The organism is Actinoplanes sp. NPDC049598, from assembly GCF_040675435.1.
Taxonomy (GTDB): Bacteria; Actinomycetota; Actinomycetes; order Mycobacteriales; family Micromonosporaceae; genus Actinoplanes.
Genome location: NZ_JBFAOX010000003.1, coordinates 515,182 through 530,107, shown reverse-complemented (window position 1 = coordinate 530,107; position 14,926 = coordinate 515,182). Strand labels below are relative to the sequence as shown.

Sequence of the window (14,926 nt, the reverse complement as noted above, 5' to 3'; positions counted from 1 at the left end):
CCCCCATGGCCAAGCGCATCGAGGCGAGCAACGTCAGCTCGTACTACGGCAACTTCAAGGCGATCGACAGCATCTCGATGACCGTCGAGCCCAAGACGATCACCGCCCTGATCGGGCCGTCGGGCTGCGGCAAGTCGACGTTCCTGCGGTCCATCAACCGCATGCACGAGGTGCTGCCGAACGCCCGCATCGAGGGCCGGCTCACCATCGACGACCAGAACATCTACGACCCGGACGTGGACGTCACCGCGGTCCGCCGGCTGATCGGCATGGTCTTCCAGCGCCCCAACCCGTTCCCGACCATGTCGATCTACGAGAACGTGGTCGCCGGGCTCAAGCTCAACGGCGTCAAGAAGAAGTCCGTGCTGGACGACGCGGCCGAGCAGTCGCTCAAGTCGGCCAACCTCTGGAACGAGGTCAAGGACCGGCTCAACCGGCCCGGGGCCGGCCTCTCCGGCGGCCAGCAGCAGCGTCTCTGCATCGCCCGCACCATCGCGGTGGAGCCCCAGGTCGTGCTGATGGACGAGCCGTGCTCGGCCCTCGACCCGATCTCGACGCTGGCCATCGAGGACCTGATGTTCAAGCTGAAGGACCGCTTCACGATCATCATCGTCACGCACAACATGCAGCAGGCGGCCCGGGTCAGCGACAAGACCGGCTTCTTCTCGATCGACAAGACGGGCGACCCCGGCCGCCTGATCGAGTACGACGACACGCAGAAGATCTTCAGCAACCCGTCGGAGAAGAAGACCGAGGACTACATCACCGGCCGCTTCGGCTGAGTCTTTCCGTATGAAGCGAAGGCGCCCTGCTGCTCAAGGAATGTGCAGCAGGGCGCCGCCGTCTTCGGTGAACTCCACGCGAGGCCGGACCGGGATGGCGGCGTTGCGGCGACTCGCGGCCGCGACGACTTCGGCAATCCGGCCGTACGGGCGTAAAGAGCTCACGGTCGAGCGCGTCGGCGGGAGCATGGCCAGGCCGTCGGCGGCCGCCGGGCTGACCCACGTGGTGCCGTCGCTCTCCCCGGAGACGTCCCGGGCCGTCTGCCCCTCCGGCAACAGAGCCACGAAGAACCAGGTGTCGAACCGCTTCGGCTCGAACTCCGGGGTGATCCAGCGGGCCCACGGGAGCAGCAGATCGTCACGCAGGCGCAGCCCGTGCCGGCCCAGCAGCTCGGTCAACGTCAGCTCGCGCGCCGCCAGGGCCGCCCGCTCAGCCTCCCAGGCGCCGGCGCCCACGTCGCCGACCGTGCGGCCGGGCTGCCCGGCCGGTCCGGCCAGCAGAACGCCGGCCTCCTCGAACAGCTCACGGGCGGCGGCGCCGACGACCGCCCGGGCCCGCTCGCCGGGCACGCCGAGCAGCTCCGACCAGTCGTCCCGAATCGTCTCCGGGCGGTCCGACGGATCCACGCCGCCGCCCGGGAACGCGTAGAGGCCGCCGAAGGACATCGTCGTGGCGCGCTTCAACGCGTACAGCTCGAAGGAACCGCCCGAAGGGCGCAGAAGCACGACGGTGGCGGCGTCGCGGACGGGAGCGGGAGTGCCGCGGAACTCGCGCGCCCTCTTGACCATGGCCGGGGGAAGGCTGAACGGTGTCGAGTCGGTCACCATTCGATCCTCACACCGGAAGGGGTCCGAAGGATAGCGTAAGGATCATGACCGCACAGAAGGTTCGCTGGGGCATCCTGGGCCCCGGCGGGATCGCCGCCACGTTCGCCGCCGACCTGCCGCTCGTGCCCGGGGCCGAGCTCGCCGCCGTCGGATCGCGCTCGGCGGAGACCGCCACCGCGTTCGCCGAGCGGTACGGCTTCGCCCGCGCCCACGGCTCGTACGCCGACCTCGCCGCCGACCCCGACGTCGACGTCGTCTACATCGCCACCCCGCACGCCTTCCACGCCGAGGCGGCGCTGCTCTGCATCGAGGCCGGCAAGCACGTCCTGGTCGAGAAGCCGATCACGCTCGACCTGCTGACCGCGGCCGAGGTGATCCAGGCGGCCCGGGAGAAGGGCGTCTTCCTCATGGAGGCCATGTGGATGCGCCTCAACCCGGCCATCCGCAAGATCAGCGAACTGGTGGAGGAGGGCGCGATCGGCTGGGTCAGCGCCATCCACGCCGACTTCGGCCTGCAGGGGCCGTTCGACGCCGAGCACCGGCTGCGCAACCCCAAGCTGGGCGGCGGCGCCCTGCTCGACCTCGGCGTCTACCCGATCAACCTGGTCCACCTGATCCTCGGCGCGCCGGCCTCGGTGCAGGCGTGGGCCCACCTGACCCCCGAGCGGGTCGACGAGAACACCGGCGTGCTGCTCGGTTACGAGCCGGGCGCGGTCGCCGCCATCACCTGCAGCATCAACGGCGAGAGCCGCAACAACGCGACGATCACCGGCACCGAGGGCCGGATCGAGCTGCCCTCCGGCTTCTTCGTGCCGCGCTCGTTCGTGCTGCACCGTGCGGGCCAAGCCCCGGAGACCTTCGACTTCCCCTTCGAGGGCAGCGGCTACCAGTTCGAGGCGGCCGAGGTCCAGCGCGCCCTCCTGGCCGGCGAGCCGGAAAGCCCCCTCATGCCCCACGCCACCACGCTGGAGGTCATGACCCTCCTGGACACCATCCGCGACCAGATCGGCGTCGTTTACTGAAGGATGCTCATCGGCTCTGTGGACGCGCGGGGGCAGGCCGTCGCGGTGCTGACTCCCGGGTGTCCCAGCGCGTGCTGGCCAACTGCCGCTCGGTCAAAGTGAGCAGGTCGAACACCTCCCGAGCGAGATAGGCAGTCGTTCCCCGATCCACTGCCTTCCGGCTGAGAATGCGGGCGCCGGCCAATTCCTCCAGGGCCGCTCGCGCGGCCGGGGCGGACACGTCCAGCAGCCGCTGTACCGACTGGGGTGTCGTGACTGGGACTTCGGGAAGCAGGGGCAGCAGTCGCATCGCAGCCGAGTTGGTCCGAGGCTGTCGCGTCGCGCCGCCGTCGAACCGATGAGCCAGATAACTTTCAATCCATTGCCGGCGAAGATCGGCGAGCTGGGTAACAAACTGTTGAGCTTGCTCGACTGCTACCTCCACAGCGCGCAGGAATGTCTGCAGCCATGTACTCACACCAACGGCGGCCTCCGCGCCGTCAGCCGCCCCGATATAGCGGTAGGCGGTCAGCCCGGCGACATACTCCTCCGATCTGGTGAGCAGCACGAGGCTGACCGGTAGAACAGCGGCGCGGGTGAGCCCTCGTCGCGTCAGAACGGTATGGATCAAGGCCCGGCCGACCCGCCCGTTACCGTCGGCAAAGGGGTGGATCGTCTCGAACTGGGCGTGCACCAAGGCGGCTTGGACGAGCGGAGCGTGGATGGCGCCGCTCAGATAGTTGGCTAGGTCCTCGACCAGACCGGTGACCTCCTCGGGCGGCGGAGGGACGAAATCTGCCTGCAAGGGGTGCCAGTCACTGCCGCCGATCCAGTTTTGTTTGTCTCTGAGCCCCTGCTGAGGATGGTCGGGGAGCAGTGCCCGGTGAAGATCGCAGAAGTTCTCCGGCCCGATGAGGTCGTATGAGGCCAGATCGCCCGCCGCTTGCCGCAGAGTGACGATGTTGTTGGCGACCAGGCGTGCGTTCTCGTTGAAGCCGGCGATCGGCGCATCTTCTGTGGTGGCCAGTTCGGCCAGAGCCACCTGCTGCGCGGAGACCTGTAGTCCCTCGATCCGGGAGGACGCGATCGCCTCGTAGCGCAGGAGGAAGCGTGCCAGGCTTTCAAGACCCGTCGACCCCGGTGCGTCGGCGAGCCCACGAACGGCCGTCTCGACCCGGGCGGCCGTCTGCGCCAACTCGAGGCCAACTACTACCGGCCGGGTCACCAACCTGTCCGGGATGTAGGTCGCGTAGTGGCCGCCCTGCCTGTCGCGGCGGGCCGGCGCGTCCCAGGACCGGTCCCAGCGGGCCTCACGAAGCTCGGCCATAGTCCTTATCCTCTCGCTGGAGGCTGGTCTGAGAAAGGATAGCCCTTAAACTTTCTTTGTTGAGGGGTCTGAGCAAGGTTAAGAGTTATCGGCTTTACGTCAGCGGATCGTTAGCCGGCTATTGGGTTGTGCTGCGGCAAGATCGTTAGCTGGCTATCCTTCGATGGTGAAGAGCGTCGAGGTCATGCGCGTCAATTCGGCGCTGAACAGGATGAGTCAGCTGTATCGGGTGGCCAAGGCCAGGCGGCTCGGGGAGCTGGGGCTGCACCCGGGACAGGATGTGCTGCTCTGGAATCTGGCGCAGGAGCCGGACGGGATGACCGTGACCGAGCTGGCGGCGCGGCTCGGGGTGGAGCCGCCGACCGCGACGCGGAGTCTGGCCCGGTTGGGGGCCGGCGGGTGGTTCCGGCGGGAGCCGGTGCCGGGGGACCGGCGGCAGGTGCGGATCGTGATCACCGAGGCCGGGCTGAAGCTGGTGCCGCGGATCGAGGACGCCTGGAACGACCTGGCCGACCAGATCATCGGGTCGGCCACGGTGGCCGAGCGGGCGATCGTGCTGAGCGCCCTGGAGCGGGCCAACGACCGGCTCCGGGCGGATCTCGGCGAGGACGCCGACGGTTAGCCGGGCAACGGCCGGCCCGCCCGGTGGATGACCTCGGCGGTCAGCCGAACAGCGGGCGTACGGCCAGGTAGATGCCGCAGGCGATCAGGCCGGCGGCCGGGAACGTGGTCACCCAGGCGACGACGATGTTGCCGGCCACGTTCCAGCGGACCGCGTTCAGTCGCTTGGTGGCGCCCACGCCCATGATCGCCGAGGTGATCGTGTGGGTGGTCGAGATGGGGGCGTGCAGGACGTACGCGTTGAAGAAGAGGACCGAGCTGGCCACCGTCTCGGCGGCGAAACCCTCGGCCGGGCCGAGGTCGATGATCTTGCGACCGAGGGTACGGATGATCCGCCAGCCCCCGGAGTACGTGCCCAGGGCCAGCATCGTCGCCGTGGTGATGTAGACCCACCAGGGGATGTGCGTCGCGCTGGACTGGAAGCCACCCGTGTAGAGGGCCAGCACCACGATGCCCATGGTCTTGGCCGCGTCCTGGATGCCGTGCCCGATCGACATGGCGGCCGCGGAGAGGGTCTGCGCGACCCGGAAGCCGCGGTGGAGCCGGCCCGGGTTGCCGCGCCGGAAGATCCACATGATGGCGATCATCACGATGAAGCCGAGGACGAAGCCGACGACCGGCGACGCGACCATCGGGATGAGCACCTTCTGGACGATGTTGCCCCACTGCACGATGCCGTCGCTGGCCAGCAGCGTCGCCCCGACCAGGCCGCCGAACAGGGCGTGGGAGGAGCTGGAGGGCAGGCCGAACCACCAGGTGATCAGGTTCCAGGCGACCGCGCCGACCACCCCGGCGAAGACCACGCCGAGGCTGGGCACCCCGATCGGCAGCTTGACCAGGCCCTCGCCGACGGTCTTGGCCACCTCGCCGCCGAGGTGGGCGCCGATGAAGTTGCCGATCGCGGCCATGGCCAGGGCGATCCGCGGGGTCAGGGCGCGGGTGCTGATGCTGGTCGCGATCGCGTTCGCGGCGTCGTGGAAGCCGTTGGTGTAATCGAACGCCATCGCGGCGATGATGACCGCCAGGACGGCGATGAGCTCGGGCGACAAGGTCTAGGACTCCTTGACCGCAATGGTCTCGACGGTGTTGGCCACGTGCTCGAAGGCGTCGCAGGCGGCCTCGAGCTCGTCGGCCACCTCCTTCATCTTCAGGACGGTCAGCGCGTCGTACTCGCCGGAGAAGAGCCGGACCAGCAGCATCCGGTAGGAGCGGTCGCCCTCGTTCTCGAGGCGGTTGATCTCGATCCAGTACTCGTCGAGGCCCTTCATGGCCCGCAGCTTGGGCATCGCGTCAGCGGTGATCTTGGCCTGCTGGTCGAGGACGTCGACCAGCTCGTGCATCTCCCGCGGAAGCGAGGGCAGCTCCGTGAGCCCGTACAGGTAGAGGAGGTTGCCGACCGCCTCGAGGTGGTCCATCACGTCGTCGAGCTGGGAGCCGAGCGAGTAGATGTCCTCGCGGTCGAACGGCGTGATGAAGGTGGAGTTGATCTTCTTGTAGAGATCGTGGGTGATCTGGTCGCTGTCGTGCTCGACGTCGGTGAGCCGGTCGCTGACCGACTGCACGTCGACACCGGGCAAAGCCAGCTCGTTGAGCAGCTCGGTGCCCTTGACGAGGTTGGCGGCCGCCTTCGTGAAGAGCTCGTAGAAAGCTCCCTCGACGGGACGGAATGAAAACTTCACGGGGCGACCTCGATCGGCAAGCTGGGGATGGATCTCCAGGAATGCTAAGGCCTCCCGTGGTTTACCTTTCGTTCGCCTGTTAAACGGGTGTGCCGGAACGACGTGGGGCGGTGGGCCGGGGGGAGGTGCGCCGGACGGCGCGGGTCGGCAGCGGCTCCCGCGCCACCCACCGGCTGACCGGGTGACGGCGCAGGTGCCGGGCGAGTCCGCGCTGGTCGGTGTCGGCGATGACGTCCACGCCGGCCTCGCCGAGCTCGGTCCAGACGGCCCGGCGGGCGGAGCGGGACCCGTCGGGCAGACCGGAGATCCGGACCGTACGCCCGTCCTCGTGGGCCGACCGGACCAGCGCGTGCAGCAGGTGGCGCTCCTCGGCGGAGATCGGCTCGCAGCCGTCCCAGCCGAACCGGCGGCCCCAGGGCTCACTGATCATCGGGACCAGCCCGGCCGGCGCCGCCCGGGAGCCGATGTCGTCGAACGTGCCCTCGGCGAACGCGTACCGCACCTGGTCCGCGGCGAGCAGCTCCCGCACGTCGACGATGCCGGTGATCGAGACGGTGACCGCCCCCGGGGCCAGCTCGCCCTGGTCGTAGTGGCTGAGCAGGGCGGAGTGGTCCCGCAGCTGCTGATCGAGCATGCGGTACGCGTGCAGCAGCGCCGCCGCGTCGCGGTTGGCCCCGGTGAACTCGACGACCAGGCGGAACGGCACCTGCTGCTGAGGCGCGAGCCGGCCGCCGTGGGCGCGGATCCGCGCGAAGAGCGGCGAGAGCACGAGCCGGCGCAGCGTACGCCCGGGCTGGGGCGCTCCGGGGCCGAGGAAGAGCTCCCCGTGCGGTCCGGGGGTGACCGGCACCGTGAGACCGCCCAGGCCGTGCCGGAGCACGACCGGCAGCGGGTCGAGGTCGGCCGGGCGGGCGATCGCGTGACCGGCGGCCTGGTACGGGCCGGGCCGGCGGGCCAGCGCCACGGCCGTGACCGCCCCGGCCACGGCCGCGACCCCGGCGAGGCCACTCGCGATCGTCACGGCGTCGTTCACAGCACACCATCCTGTACTGGCTCAAAATCAGCATTAGTCCGAAATGCGCATTTTCACTGTGTCACATGTGCTACCTCTCGCCGGGCAATCTCGCGCAGAATTCCCCCATGCCGCCCGTCGAGGAGTTCGAGACCCACCGCCCGCACCTGTTCGCGGTGGCCTACCGGATGCTCGGCAGCGCCGCCGAGGCCCAGGACGTGGTGCAGGAAGCGTGGCTGCGCTACTCCAAGAACGCGGATGAGGGCATCCGCGACTTGCGCGGCTGGCTCACCACCGTGACCGGGCGGCTCTGCCTCGACGTGCTCAAGTCGGCCCGGGTCGCCCGCGAGGCCTATCCGGGTCAGTGGCTGCCCGAGCTCTTCGTCGACCCCGACGGCGACCCGGCCGGACAGGCCGAGCGGCGCGACCAGGTCGGCCTGGCCCTGCTCGTGGTGCTCGAGCGGCTGACCCCCGAGCAGCGGGTCGCCCTCGTGCTGCACGACGCGTTCGCGGTTCCGTACGGCGAAGTGGCCAAGGTCCTCGGCAGCAGCGAGGAGGCCGCCCGGCAGCACGCCTCGCGCGGGCGGCGGGCCGTGGCCGAGGGGCAGGTACGGCACACCAGCGACCCGGCCGAGCAACGACGCGTGCTGGCCGCCTTCCTCGAGGCGGTCGACGGCGGAGACGTCCGCGACCTGGTCGCCGTGCTGGCCCCCGACGTGGTGTCGATCAGCGACGGCGGCGGCTGGTTCAACACGGCCCGGCGCCCGGTCGTCGGGGCCGACCACGTGGCCCGCTTCTTCCTGGGCATCCTCAACGGCAAGCGGCTCGGCGCCGACGCCACCTTCGTGCCGGCGATGGTCAACGGGATGCCCGGGGTCTACGCCTTCGGCCACTACGCCGACGGGCGGCCGATGCGGGCCGCCCTCGGGCTCACCGTCTCCGACGGCCGCATCACCGGCATGTTCCAGCAGCTGAACCCCACGAAGCTGTTAGTCAGCGACCTTCTGTAGGTATTTGTGGAAGTGGGTGGCGAAGGGCTCGGTGCCGTCGCCCAGCGCCACCAGCAGCTTGTCGGCGGCCGCGCGGGCCTCCCGGACGAGATCATCGGGGTAGCCGAACAGGGCGCGGTGCTCGTCGAACTCGTCCTCGTCGCGCAGCTCGACCACGCCGGTCGAACGCCGGCGCACCACGTCGAGGTCGAGGTCGACGATGTGCACGGTGTCGCCCTCCCACCGCGCCGGCGTGGTGATGTCGCAGTAGACCTCGCTGGTCCGCGGGGGCGGGTTGAACATCCCCGTCCACCAGGCATGATGAGGGATGAGCAGGACGAACGGGATCTGCTCGACGCTCGGCCGGCCGTGGTAGACCGACGACGTGCCCCGGGTGACGCCCACCCAGACACCGAGGTCGTCCTCGTCGAACACGCGGGCCGGATAGTCCCGGTGGGCCGAACCGTCGTACTTCGTGTAGACGACCCGGACCGTCTCGTTCGGCATGCGAGAACCCTAACGGTGGTCGGCTTCTGTCGGTGGTGGCGGGTACCGTCTGCGCGTGCCCGCAGCGACGAAGAAGAAAGCCACCGCCGAGCAACTGCTTGCCGCCGCCGTCGGAGCGGTCCCCGGCGGAGCCGCCCGCCCCGGCCAGCAGGCCATGGTCGCGGCCATCGACAAGGCCATACGGGACCGGGAGCACCTGCTCGTGCAGGCCGGCACCGGCACCGGCAAGAGCCTGGCCTACCTGACCCCGTCGCTGCTGGTGGACGGGCCCGTGGTGATCTCCACCGCCACCCTGGCCCTGCAGAACCAGCTCGTCGAGCACGACCTGCCCCGGCTGGCGGCCGCCGTCGAGCCGGTGCTCGGCCGCAAGCCCACCTTCGCCGTGCTCAAGGGCCGCCACCACTACCTGTGCGTCGCCAAGATGGAGCACGCCGACGAGGAGGCGCCGACCGACACGCTGTTCGACGACGCGCCGCCGCAGCGGGCCACCCAGTGGCTGGGCGAGGCGGGCCGGCTCGGCAAACAGATCCAGCGCCTGCAGGCCTGGGCCGAGAAGACGAAGACCGGCGACCGCGACGAGCTCGACCCCGGCGTCGACGACACCGCCTGGCGTCAGGTCTCGATGCCGGCCCGCGACTGCGTCGGCGCCGCCAAATGCCCGTACGGCGCGGAGTGCTTCGCCGAGGCGTCCCGGGCCCGGGCCCGCGAGGCCGACATCGTGGTCACCAACCACAGCCTGCTCGCGGTCGACATGCTGGCCGAACGCCACATCGTCCCGCCGCACAAACTGCTCGTCATCGACGAGGCGCACGAGCTGGCCGACCGGGTCTCGGCCGCCTCCCAGGCCGAGCTGACACCCGACGCGGTCGAGCGCTCGGCCCGCCGGGCCCGCACCCTGATCCCGCCCGCGGTCGCCGAGTCGCTGGCCGAGGCGGCCGACGCGCTCACCGTCGGCCTGGCCGACGTCCCGGCCGGCCGGATCACGAACGGCCTGCCCCAGCCGCTCCGGCACGCCCTCACGCTGCTCGACGCGGCCACCCGGGCCGCGCTCACCGCGATCGGCGAGGTCAAGTCCGACGACTCCGACCCGGTCCGCAAGCAGCAGGCCAAGGCGGCCTTCGACGACCTCGGCGACACCACCGAGCGGCTGCTGGCCGAGGACGCGTTCGACGTGGCCTGGGTCGAGAAATCCGACATGGGCTCCGGCCGCCGCGCCCTCGTCGTGGCCCCGCTGTCCGTGGCCGGCACGCTCTCCCAGGGGCTGTACTCGGACCGTACGGTCGTCGCCACCTCGGCCACCCTGACGCTCGGCGGCCGCTTCGACACGGTCGCCCGCTCGCTGGGGCTGCCGGTCGCGGCGTCCGCTCCCGCCGAGAGCGCCTCGGGCGACGGCTGGACCTCACTCGACGTCGGCTCACCCTTCGACTACCCCAAACAGGGCATCCTGTACGTGGCGGCGCACCTGCCCCGGCCCCAGATGTCCGGCCTGCCCGACGCGGCCGGCGAGGAGCTGCTCAAGCTGGTCGAGGCGCTCGGCGGCCGTACGCTCGGGTTGTTCTCCTCCCGCAAGGCGGCCACCCAGGCCGCCGAGCTGCTGCGCGCCCGCACCGACCTGCCGATCCTGCTCCAGGGCGAGGAGTCGCTGCCGATCCTCGTCCGCAAGTTCCGCGAGCAGAAGGAGAGCTGCCTGTTCGGCGTGATGTCGCTCTGGCAGGGCGTCGACGTGCCGGGCGACGCCTGCCAGCTCGTGGTGATCGACCGGCTGCCGTTCCCGCGCCCCGACGAGCCGCTGGCCGCCGCCCGCTCGGCCGCGGTCGACGCCAACGGCGGCTCCGGCTTCGCCTCGGTCAGCGTGCCGATCGCGGCCGTCCGGCTGGCCCAGGGCGTCGGCCGCCTCATCCGGGCCACCGGCGACAAGGGCGTGGTCGCGGTCCTCGACTCCCGCCTCGAGACGGCCCGCGGCTACGGCGCCTTCCTGCGCAAGTCGCTGCCCCCCTTCTGGTACACGACCCGCACCGACGTCGCCGTCGGCGCCCTGCAGAGGCTGGCCAAACAATGATCCACATCGCCTGCACCTTCGTCGTCGACGCCACCGGCGCCCTCCTGCTGCAGCTGCGCGACGACAAGGCGCCCTACCACCCGAACGTCTGGGGCCTGCCCGGCGGCTCCGTCGAAGAGGGCGAGACCCCGGCCGAGGCGGCGGCGCGGGAGCTGTGGGAGGAGGCGTCGATCCGGCCGTCGGCGCCGGTGCGGCTCTTCGCCCGCCAGGAGCTGCCGGACGAGGGCCGGGTGAAGAACTACTTCTACGCCCCGACCGCCGCCACCCAGGCCGACGTGGTGCTCGGCGAGGGGGCAGCGATGATCTTCGTCCCGGCCGCGCAGGTGCCCGGCCGCCCGTTCACGCCGGGCACGGCCGAGATGGTCGACCGCTTCCTGGCCTCACCGGAATACGCGGCGCTCCACCCATGACCGACCTGCCGCCGCCGGCCTCCGGCTCCCCGCCCGGCGCTGGCTCTCCGCCGGGCGCTGGCTCTCCGCCGGGCGCTGGCTCTCCGCCGGGCGCTGGCTCTCCGCCGGGCGCTGGCTCTCCGCCGGGCGCTGGCTCCCCGCCTGGCGGGGGCTCCGCGCTGCCCGACGCCGGTCCCGGCATCCCGCCGGCCGCGCCGGGCTCTCGGCCGGCCGGGTCGGGGTTCCCGGCGGCGACGGCGCCGGCCGGGTCCGGGTTTCCGCCGGCTGAGCCGGTGCGGCGGCGGTGGTGGCTGATCGGGCTGGTCGGGGTGTGGATCGTGGTGGTCGCGGTGCTGGCGGTCTGGTCGGTCGGGCACGAGCGGGCGAGCGTGCCCGAGCAGCGGGACATCGCCCACGCCGTCCCGGATCTCCAGCGTGCGGCCGGGACTTTGCTGGCGGCCGCCGACGGGCCGGGCCGGGCGGTGGTTCTGGGCGAGTTGGAGCTGGCCGACGGCTGCCGGGTCACCCCGGTCCGCGACGGCGTGGCCGGCGCCCGCGACGTCACCGTCTACGTGCCGCAGGGCGAGATGCGCACCGCGATGGAGCAGATCCGCAACGCCCTGCCCAAGGCCTTCGAGACGGAGCTGGGTGAAGGCCGCGGCGGCACGCGACTGTCGTTCCACGCCGACGCCGGCAACTTCATCGCCGTCGACGGCGTCGCCGAATCGACCGCCCAGGTGCTGACCTTGCGCCTGACCACCGGTTGCCGCCCGCACTCGGACGACCTCGACCGCTCGGATCCCGCCGCCGCCCCGGCCCCGGCGATCTTCCAACGGGCTGTCGACGCGCTCGGCCGCGGCGACACTCCGGAGACCTTCGCCGCTCCCTGTCCGGATAAATCCGTCACGGCGACCTACGTCGCGGCGGGGGTGCCAATGGCCAAGGATTTGGCGACGGCGCTGGCCACGGTCAGCAACGGCGCCGAGGTCATCCGAGCCGACAAATCGGTCCGGGCCTACCGGTTCGGCGAGGACTCGCTTGTCGTGGTGCCCGACGGCAACGACGGGAAGCTGCTGCGCATCAGCGTCACCACCGGCTGCGCCTAGTAGACGAGGGCCTGGGCGCCTTCTTGCATGATCTCTTCCACGAAGACGGCGGCGCCGGCGATGCGGATGCCGGGTAGGACGTCGGCGGGGGTGATGTCGCGGCGGGCGGCGCACTGGGTGCAGAGGGTGATCTTGCCGCTGGCCAGCAGCAGGTCGATCAGGTCGGGCAGGGGGGCGGCGTGCGGCAGTTCGAATTCCGCCGCCTTGCCGGGCAGGGCGAACCAGGCCGACTCGCCGGTCAGCCAGAACGACACGTCCACCCCGGACGCGGCGGCCGTGCTCGCCACGGTGAAAGCCTGCGAACAGCGCTCGGGGGCGTCGGCCCCGGCGGTTGCCTTGACGACCAGCAAGCGTGCCATGAGCGCCAGCATAGGATGGGCCGGTCATGGTTACGGAAATCGGGTTCGTGAGTCTGCTGGTCGCCGGTCTGGGCGGCCTGGCCGGTGGTTTCGGCTATTTGGCGATGCGTGTTGCTAGGGGGCGTTGGTGAGCGAAAATCCGTTGGGCCCACCCCCTTGGCTGAACGCCCCGCCCGTCGAGAGGTATCCCTATGAGGACACCCACGACCTGCGGTCCGGCCCTGATCTGCATCCGGCGCTGCTGGGCCTGCTGCCGTTCATCGGCCTGTGGCGTGGTCGCGGGCAGGGCGGCTTCCCGCAGGAGGAGGATTACGACTTCGCCCAGGAGGTGCGGATCAGCCACGACGGCCGTCCGTTCCTGCGCTGGGAGTCGCGGGCGTGGCTGCTCGACGATGACTCGAAGCCGGCTGGTGAGTGGATCGTCGAGTCGGGCTTCTGGCGGCCGGTGCTCAACGAGGGCCGGGCCACCGACGAGATGGAAGCCACGATGATCACGGCTGACGGCGTGGCCGAGCTTTACGTCGGCAAGGTCATCGGCACGACTCGCCTCGAGATGGAGGCGGACGCGGTGGCGTACGTCCCGTCGGGTCTGCATGTGACCGGTGGGCAGCGGTTGTTCGGCATCGTCGACGCGGCGCTGCTCTACGCGCACGAGCAAGCGGTGGACGACAGCGGCCTGCGCCCGCACATGTCGGCGCGACTGCTGCGCATCGGCGGCTGAGGAAGCGGCGCCAGAAGCGGCTGAGAAAGCGGCTAAGAGAGCGAGGCGGCGGGGGCGTAATCTCGTAGCGTGTCCGCCACTTCGCTAGCCGCCATGCTCCGGGAACGAGGCCTGCGGCTCACCCCGCAGCGCCAGCTCATTCTGGAGGCGGTGCACGAGCTCGGTCACGCCACACCCGAGCAGGTGCACAACCACGTGCGTGAGCGGGCCGCCGGCGTCAACATCACCACCGTCTACCGGACGCTTGAGCTGCTGGAAGAGCTTGGGCTGGTCAACCACACGCACCTGTCGCACGGGTCGCCGACCTACCACACGGCGGGTGAGGATCAGCACGTTCACCTGGTCTGCCGTGGATGCGGGTCGATTTCTGAGGTAGACCCGTCGGTGATGGAGCCGGTCACCGATCGGCTGCTCGCCGAGCGGGATTTCCGGGTCGATGTCGGCCACGTCTCGCTCTTCGGGGTGTGTGGGGACTGCAAGGAGCTGTGAGATGACCGTGGTGATGGCCGAGGATCTCGACCCCACGTCCGCCGATGCCGGCGTGCCGGTGCACTACGGCGACCCGATGCGCGAGCAGCGCACCCTGGCCACCGCCGTGGGCCTGGTCGACCGCTCGAACCGTGACGTGATCGCTGTGCCGGGCGAGGAGCGCGCCTCCTGGCTGCACACGCTGACAACTCAGCACTTGTCGGATCTGTCGGCCGGGCAAGGCAGCGAGCTGCTCGTGCTCTCGCCCAATGGGCACGTGGAGCAGCACGCCTTTGTCACCGAGGACGGGACAACCGCCTGGCTCGACACGGAGCCGGGCGCGGGTACGGGCCTGCTGAAGTACCTGGAGATGATGCGGTTCTTCACCCGTGTCGAGCCTCGTGATGCCAAATCGGAAGTGTCCGTCCTGTCGCTCGTGGGCCCCGGCGCGGCCGATCTCTTTCCGGGGCTGGCGGCTCCGAGGGTCGCGGCCGTCCCGGGCGCGAAATTCGCTGCGGGCGAGGTGCCCGGCCACGCCACCAGCGTCTACGCGGTCGCCGAATACGAGGGCGGCCTGGCCCGCCGCGTACCCCTCGGGGTTGATCTTCTGGTGCCGCGGGAAGCGAAGACCGCGGTGATCGAGAAGCTCGGGGTGCCGCTGGCCGGCCTCTGGGCCTACGAGGCGATCCGGGTCGAGCACCGCATCCCGCGGCTGGGCTGGGAGACCGACCACCGGACCATCCCGGCCGAGGCCGACCTCGTCGCCGCCGCCGTCCACCTCGACAAGGGCTGCTACCGCGGCCAGGAGACGGTGGCCCGGGTGCACCACCTGGGCCGTCCGCCGCGCCGCCTGGCGCTGCTGCACTTCGACGGCGTCGCCACCGACCAGCCCCCGGCCCAGGGCACGCCGGTGGTCCTCGGCGACCGCGAGGTCGGCTTCGTCGGCACCGCGGTCCGCCACCACGAGCTGGGCCTGATCGCCCTGGCCGTGCTCAAGCGCAACGTCGCCGACGACGCCGAGCTCAAGGTGGGGGAGTCCGCCGTCGCGATCGATCCCGCCTGAGGCAGGATCGGTGCC

18 protein-coding genes are annotated in these 14,926 nt (G+C 70.7%); 11 read left to right on the top strand and 7 right to left on the bottom strand.

Annotated elements, in window-relative coordinates:
• The first annotated feature begins 5 nt into the window (after nucleotides 1–5).
• The gene (pstB, locus tag AB0J66_RS11265) at nucleotides 6–782 is read left to right on the top strand and encodes a phosphate ABC transporter ATP-binding protein PstB (RefSeq protein ID WP_364658590.1); all 777 of its coding nucleotides are present in this window, start codon (nucleotides 6–8) and stop codon (nucleotides 780–782) included.
• A gap of 33 nt (nucleotides 783–815) precedes the next feature.
• Here the strand turns inward: pstB and AB0J66_RS11260 are convergent, their stop codons facing one another.
• Nucleotides 816–1,610 (bottom strand): NUDIX domain-containing protein, encoded by a 795-nt coding sequence (locus tag AB0J66_RS11260; protein ID WP_364658588.1) that lies wholly within the window; start codon nucleotides 1,608–1,610, stop codon nucleotides 816–818.
• Nucleotides 1,611–1,654: 44 nt separating this feature from the next.
• Here AB0J66_RS11260 and AB0J66_RS11255 point away from each other — a divergent pair, with 44 nt between their 5' ends.
• Nucleotides 1,655–2,632 (top strand): Gfo/Idh/MocA family oxidoreductase, encoded by a 978-nt coding sequence (locus AB0J66_RS11255; RefSeq protein WP_364658585.1) that lies wholly within the window; start codon nucleotides 1,655–1,657, stop codon nucleotides 2,630–2,632.
• A gap of 7 nt (nucleotides 2,633–2,639) precedes the next feature.
• Here the strand turns inward: AB0J66_RS11255 and AB0J66_RS11250 are convergent, their stop codons facing one another.
• On the bottom strand, nucleotides 2,640–3,938 hold the full coding sequence (locus AB0J66_RS11250) for a Fic family protein (protein WP_364658582.1): 1,299 nt from the start codon (nucleotides 3,936–3,938) through the stop codon (nucleotides 2,640–2,642).
• Nucleotides 3,939–4,104: 166 nt separating this feature from the next.
• Here AB0J66_RS11250 and AB0J66_RS11245 point away from each other — a divergent pair, with 166 nt between their 5' ends.
• Complete coding sequence (locus AB0J66_RS11245) at nucleotides 4,105–4,560, top strand: MarR family transcriptional regulator (RefSeq protein WP_364658580.1); 456 nt, start codon at nucleotides 4,105–4,107, stop codon at nucleotides 4,558–4,560.
• 40 nt (nucleotides 4,561–4,600) lie between these two features.
• On the opposite strand, the gene AB0J66_RS11240 is transcribed toward AB0J66_RS11245, so the two are convergent.
• From AB0J66_RS11240 to AB0J66_RS11230, 3 genes are all read right to left on the bottom strand, one after another.
• Nucleotides 4,601–5,608 carry an inorganic phosphate transporter gene (locus AB0J66_RS11240; protein WP_364658578.1) on the bottom strand — a complete coding sequence of 336 codons (1,008 nt, stop codon included), beginning with the start codon at nucleotides 5,606–5,608 and terminating at the stop codon, nucleotides 4,601–4,603.
• Between the two features lie 3 nt (nucleotides 5,609–5,611).
• Complete coding sequence (locus tag AB0J66_RS11235; protein ID WP_364658575.1) at nucleotides 5,612–6,238, bottom strand: DUF47 family protein; 627 nt, start codon at nucleotides 6,236–6,238, stop codon at nucleotides 5,612–5,614.
• A gap of 79 nt (nucleotides 6,239–6,317) precedes the next feature.
• Nucleotides 6,318–7,271 (bottom strand): hypothetical protein, encoded by a 954-nt coding sequence (locus AB0J66_RS11230; RefSeq protein WP_364658573.1) that lies wholly within the window; start codon nucleotides 7,269–7,271, stop codon nucleotides 6,318–6,320.
• A gap of 107 nt (nucleotides 7,272–7,378) precedes the next feature.
• Between AB0J66_RS11230 and sigJ the strand changes: the two genes are divergently transcribed.
• Nucleotides 7,379–8,260, top strand: coding sequence for an RNA polymerase sigma factor SigJ (sigJ, locus tag AB0J66_RS11225; protein WP_364658570.1), 882 nt, complete (start codon nucleotides 7,379–7,381; stop codon nucleotides 8,258–8,260).
• Here sigJ and AB0J66_RS11220 read toward each other — a convergent pair.
• A complete protein-coding gene (locus AB0J66_RS11220) occupies nucleotides 8,240–8,746 on the bottom strand; it encodes a DUF402 domain-containing protein (protein WP_364658567.1) in 507 nt (168 codons plus the stop codon). The two genes, sigJ and AB0J66_RS11220, sit on opposite strands and share 21 nt — an antisense overlap.
• A 154-nt stretch (nucleotides 8,747–8,900) precedes the next feature.
• Between AB0J66_RS11220 and AB0J66_RS11215 the strand changes: the two genes are divergently transcribed.
• The 3 genes from AB0J66_RS11215 to AB0J66_RS11205 all read left to right on the top strand — a co-directional run bounded on the left by AB0J66_RS11215 (nucleotide 8,901) and on the right by AB0J66_RS11205 (nucleotide 12,300).
• The gene (locus AB0J66_RS11215; protein WP_364658706.1) at nucleotides 8,901–10,805 is read left to right on the top strand and encodes an ATP-dependent DNA helicase; all 1,905 of its coding nucleotides are present in this window, start codon (nucleotides 8,901–8,903) and stop codon (nucleotides 10,803–10,805) included.
• On the top strand, nucleotides 10,802–11,215 hold the full coding sequence (locus tag AB0J66_RS11210) for an NUDIX domain-containing protein (RefSeq protein WP_364658564.1): 414 nt from the start codon (nucleotides 10,802–10,804) through the stop codon (nucleotides 11,213–11,215). Before AB0J66_RS11215 ends, AB0J66_RS11210 begins: the two co-directional genes overlap by 4 nt.
• 272 nt (nucleotides 11,216–11,487) lie before the next feature.
• Complete coding sequence (locus AB0J66_RS11205; RefSeq protein WP_364658562.1) at nucleotides 11,488–12,300, top strand: hypothetical protein; 813 nt, start codon at nucleotides 11,488–11,490, stop codon at nucleotides 12,298–12,300.
• Here AB0J66_RS11205 and AB0J66_RS11200 read toward each other — a convergent pair.
• Complete coding sequence (locus AB0J66_RS11200) at nucleotides 12,297–12,671, bottom strand: DsrE family protein (RefSeq protein WP_364658559.1); 375 nt, start codon at nucleotides 12,669–12,671, stop codon at nucleotides 12,297–12,299. The genes AB0J66_RS11205 and AB0J66_RS11200 overlap by 4 nt on opposite strands.
• Nucleotides 12,672–12,685: 14 nt before the next feature.
• Between AB0J66_RS11200 and mtfM the strand changes: the two genes are divergently transcribed.
• The 4 genes from mtfM to AB0J66_RS11180 all read left to right on the top strand — a co-directional run bounded on the left by mtfM (nucleotide 12,686) and on the right by AB0J66_RS11180 (nucleotide 14,911).
• Nucleotides 12,686–12,790, top strand: coding sequence for a small membrane protein MtfM (gene mtfM, locus AB0J66_RS11195; protein ID WP_364658557.1), 105 nt, complete (start codon nucleotides 12,686–12,688; stop codon nucleotides 12,788–12,790).
• Nucleotides 12,784–13,380, top strand: coding sequence for an FABP family protein (locus AB0J66_RS11190; protein WP_364658554.1), 597 nt, complete (start codon nucleotides 12,784–12,786; stop codon nucleotides 13,378–13,380). The genes mtfM and AB0J66_RS11190 overlap by 7 nt, the downstream gene beginning before the upstream one ends.
• 93 nt (nucleotides 13,381–13,473) lie before the next feature.
• Complete coding sequence (locus AB0J66_RS11185; protein ID WP_364658704.1) at nucleotides 13,474–13,869, top strand: Fur family transcriptional regulator; 396 nt, start codon at nucleotides 13,474–13,476, stop codon at nucleotides 13,867–13,869.
• Nucleotide 13,870: 1 nt separating this feature from the next.
• A complete protein-coding gene (locus AB0J66_RS11180) occupies nucleotides 13,871–14,911 on the top strand; it encodes a folate-binding protein (RefSeq protein WP_364658551.1) in 1,041 nt (346 codons plus the stop codon).
• The last annotated feature ends 15 nt before the right edge of the window (nucleotides 14,912–14,926 follow it).

Excerpts from the sequence above, each read along its gene's own strand:
- AB0J66_RS11210 (WP_364658564.1), top strand. The coding sequence starts at position 10,802 with ATGATCCACATCGCCTGCACCTTCGTCGTCGACGCCACCGGCGCCCTC.
- sigJ (WP_364658570.1), top strand. The coding sequence starts at position 7,379 with ATGCCGCCCGTCGAGGAGTTCGAGACCCACCGCCCGCACCTGTTCGCG.
- pstB (WP_364658590.1), top strand. The coding sequence starts at position 6 with ATGGCCAAGCGCATCGAGGCGAGCAACGTCAGCTCGTACTACGGCAAC.
- AB0J66_RS11200 (WP_364658559.1), bottom strand. The coding sequence starts at position 12,671 with ATGCTGGCGCTCATGGCACGCTTGCTGGTCGTCAAGGCAACCGCCGGG.
- mtfM (WP_364658557.1), top strand. The coding sequence starts at position 12,686 with ATGGTTACGGAAATCGGGTTCGTGAGTCTGCTGGTCGCCGGTCTGGGC.
- AB0J66_RS11180 (WP_364658551.1), top strand. The coding sequence starts at position 13,871 with ATGACCGTGGTGATGGCCGAGGATCTCGACCCCACGTCCGCCGATGCC.
- AB0J66_RS11185 (WP_364658704.1), top strand. The coding sequence starts at position 13,474 with ATGCTCCGGGAACGAGGCCTGCGGCTCACCCCGCAGCGCCAGCTCATT.
- AB0J66_RS11255 (WP_364658585.1), top strand. The coding sequence starts at position 1,655 with ATGACCGCACAGAAGGTTCGCTGGGGCATCCTGGGCCCCGGCGGGATC.
- AB0J66_RS11250 (WP_364658582.1), bottom strand. The coding sequence starts at position 3,938 with ATGGCCGAGCTTCGTGAGGCCCGCTGGGACCGGTCCTGGGACGCGCCG.
- AB0J66_RS11260 (WP_364658588.1), bottom strand. The coding sequence starts at position 1,610 with ATGGTGACCGACTCGACACCGTTCAGCCTTCCCCCGGCCATGGTCAAG.
- AB0J66_RS11220 (WP_364658567.1), bottom strand. The coding sequence starts at position 8,746 with ATGCCGAACGAGACGGTCCGGGTCGTCTACACGAAGTACGACGGTTCG.
- AB0J66_RS11215 (WP_364658706.1), top strand. The coding sequence starts at position 8,901 with ATGGTCGCGGCCATCGACAAGGCCATACGGGACCGGGAGCACCTGCTC.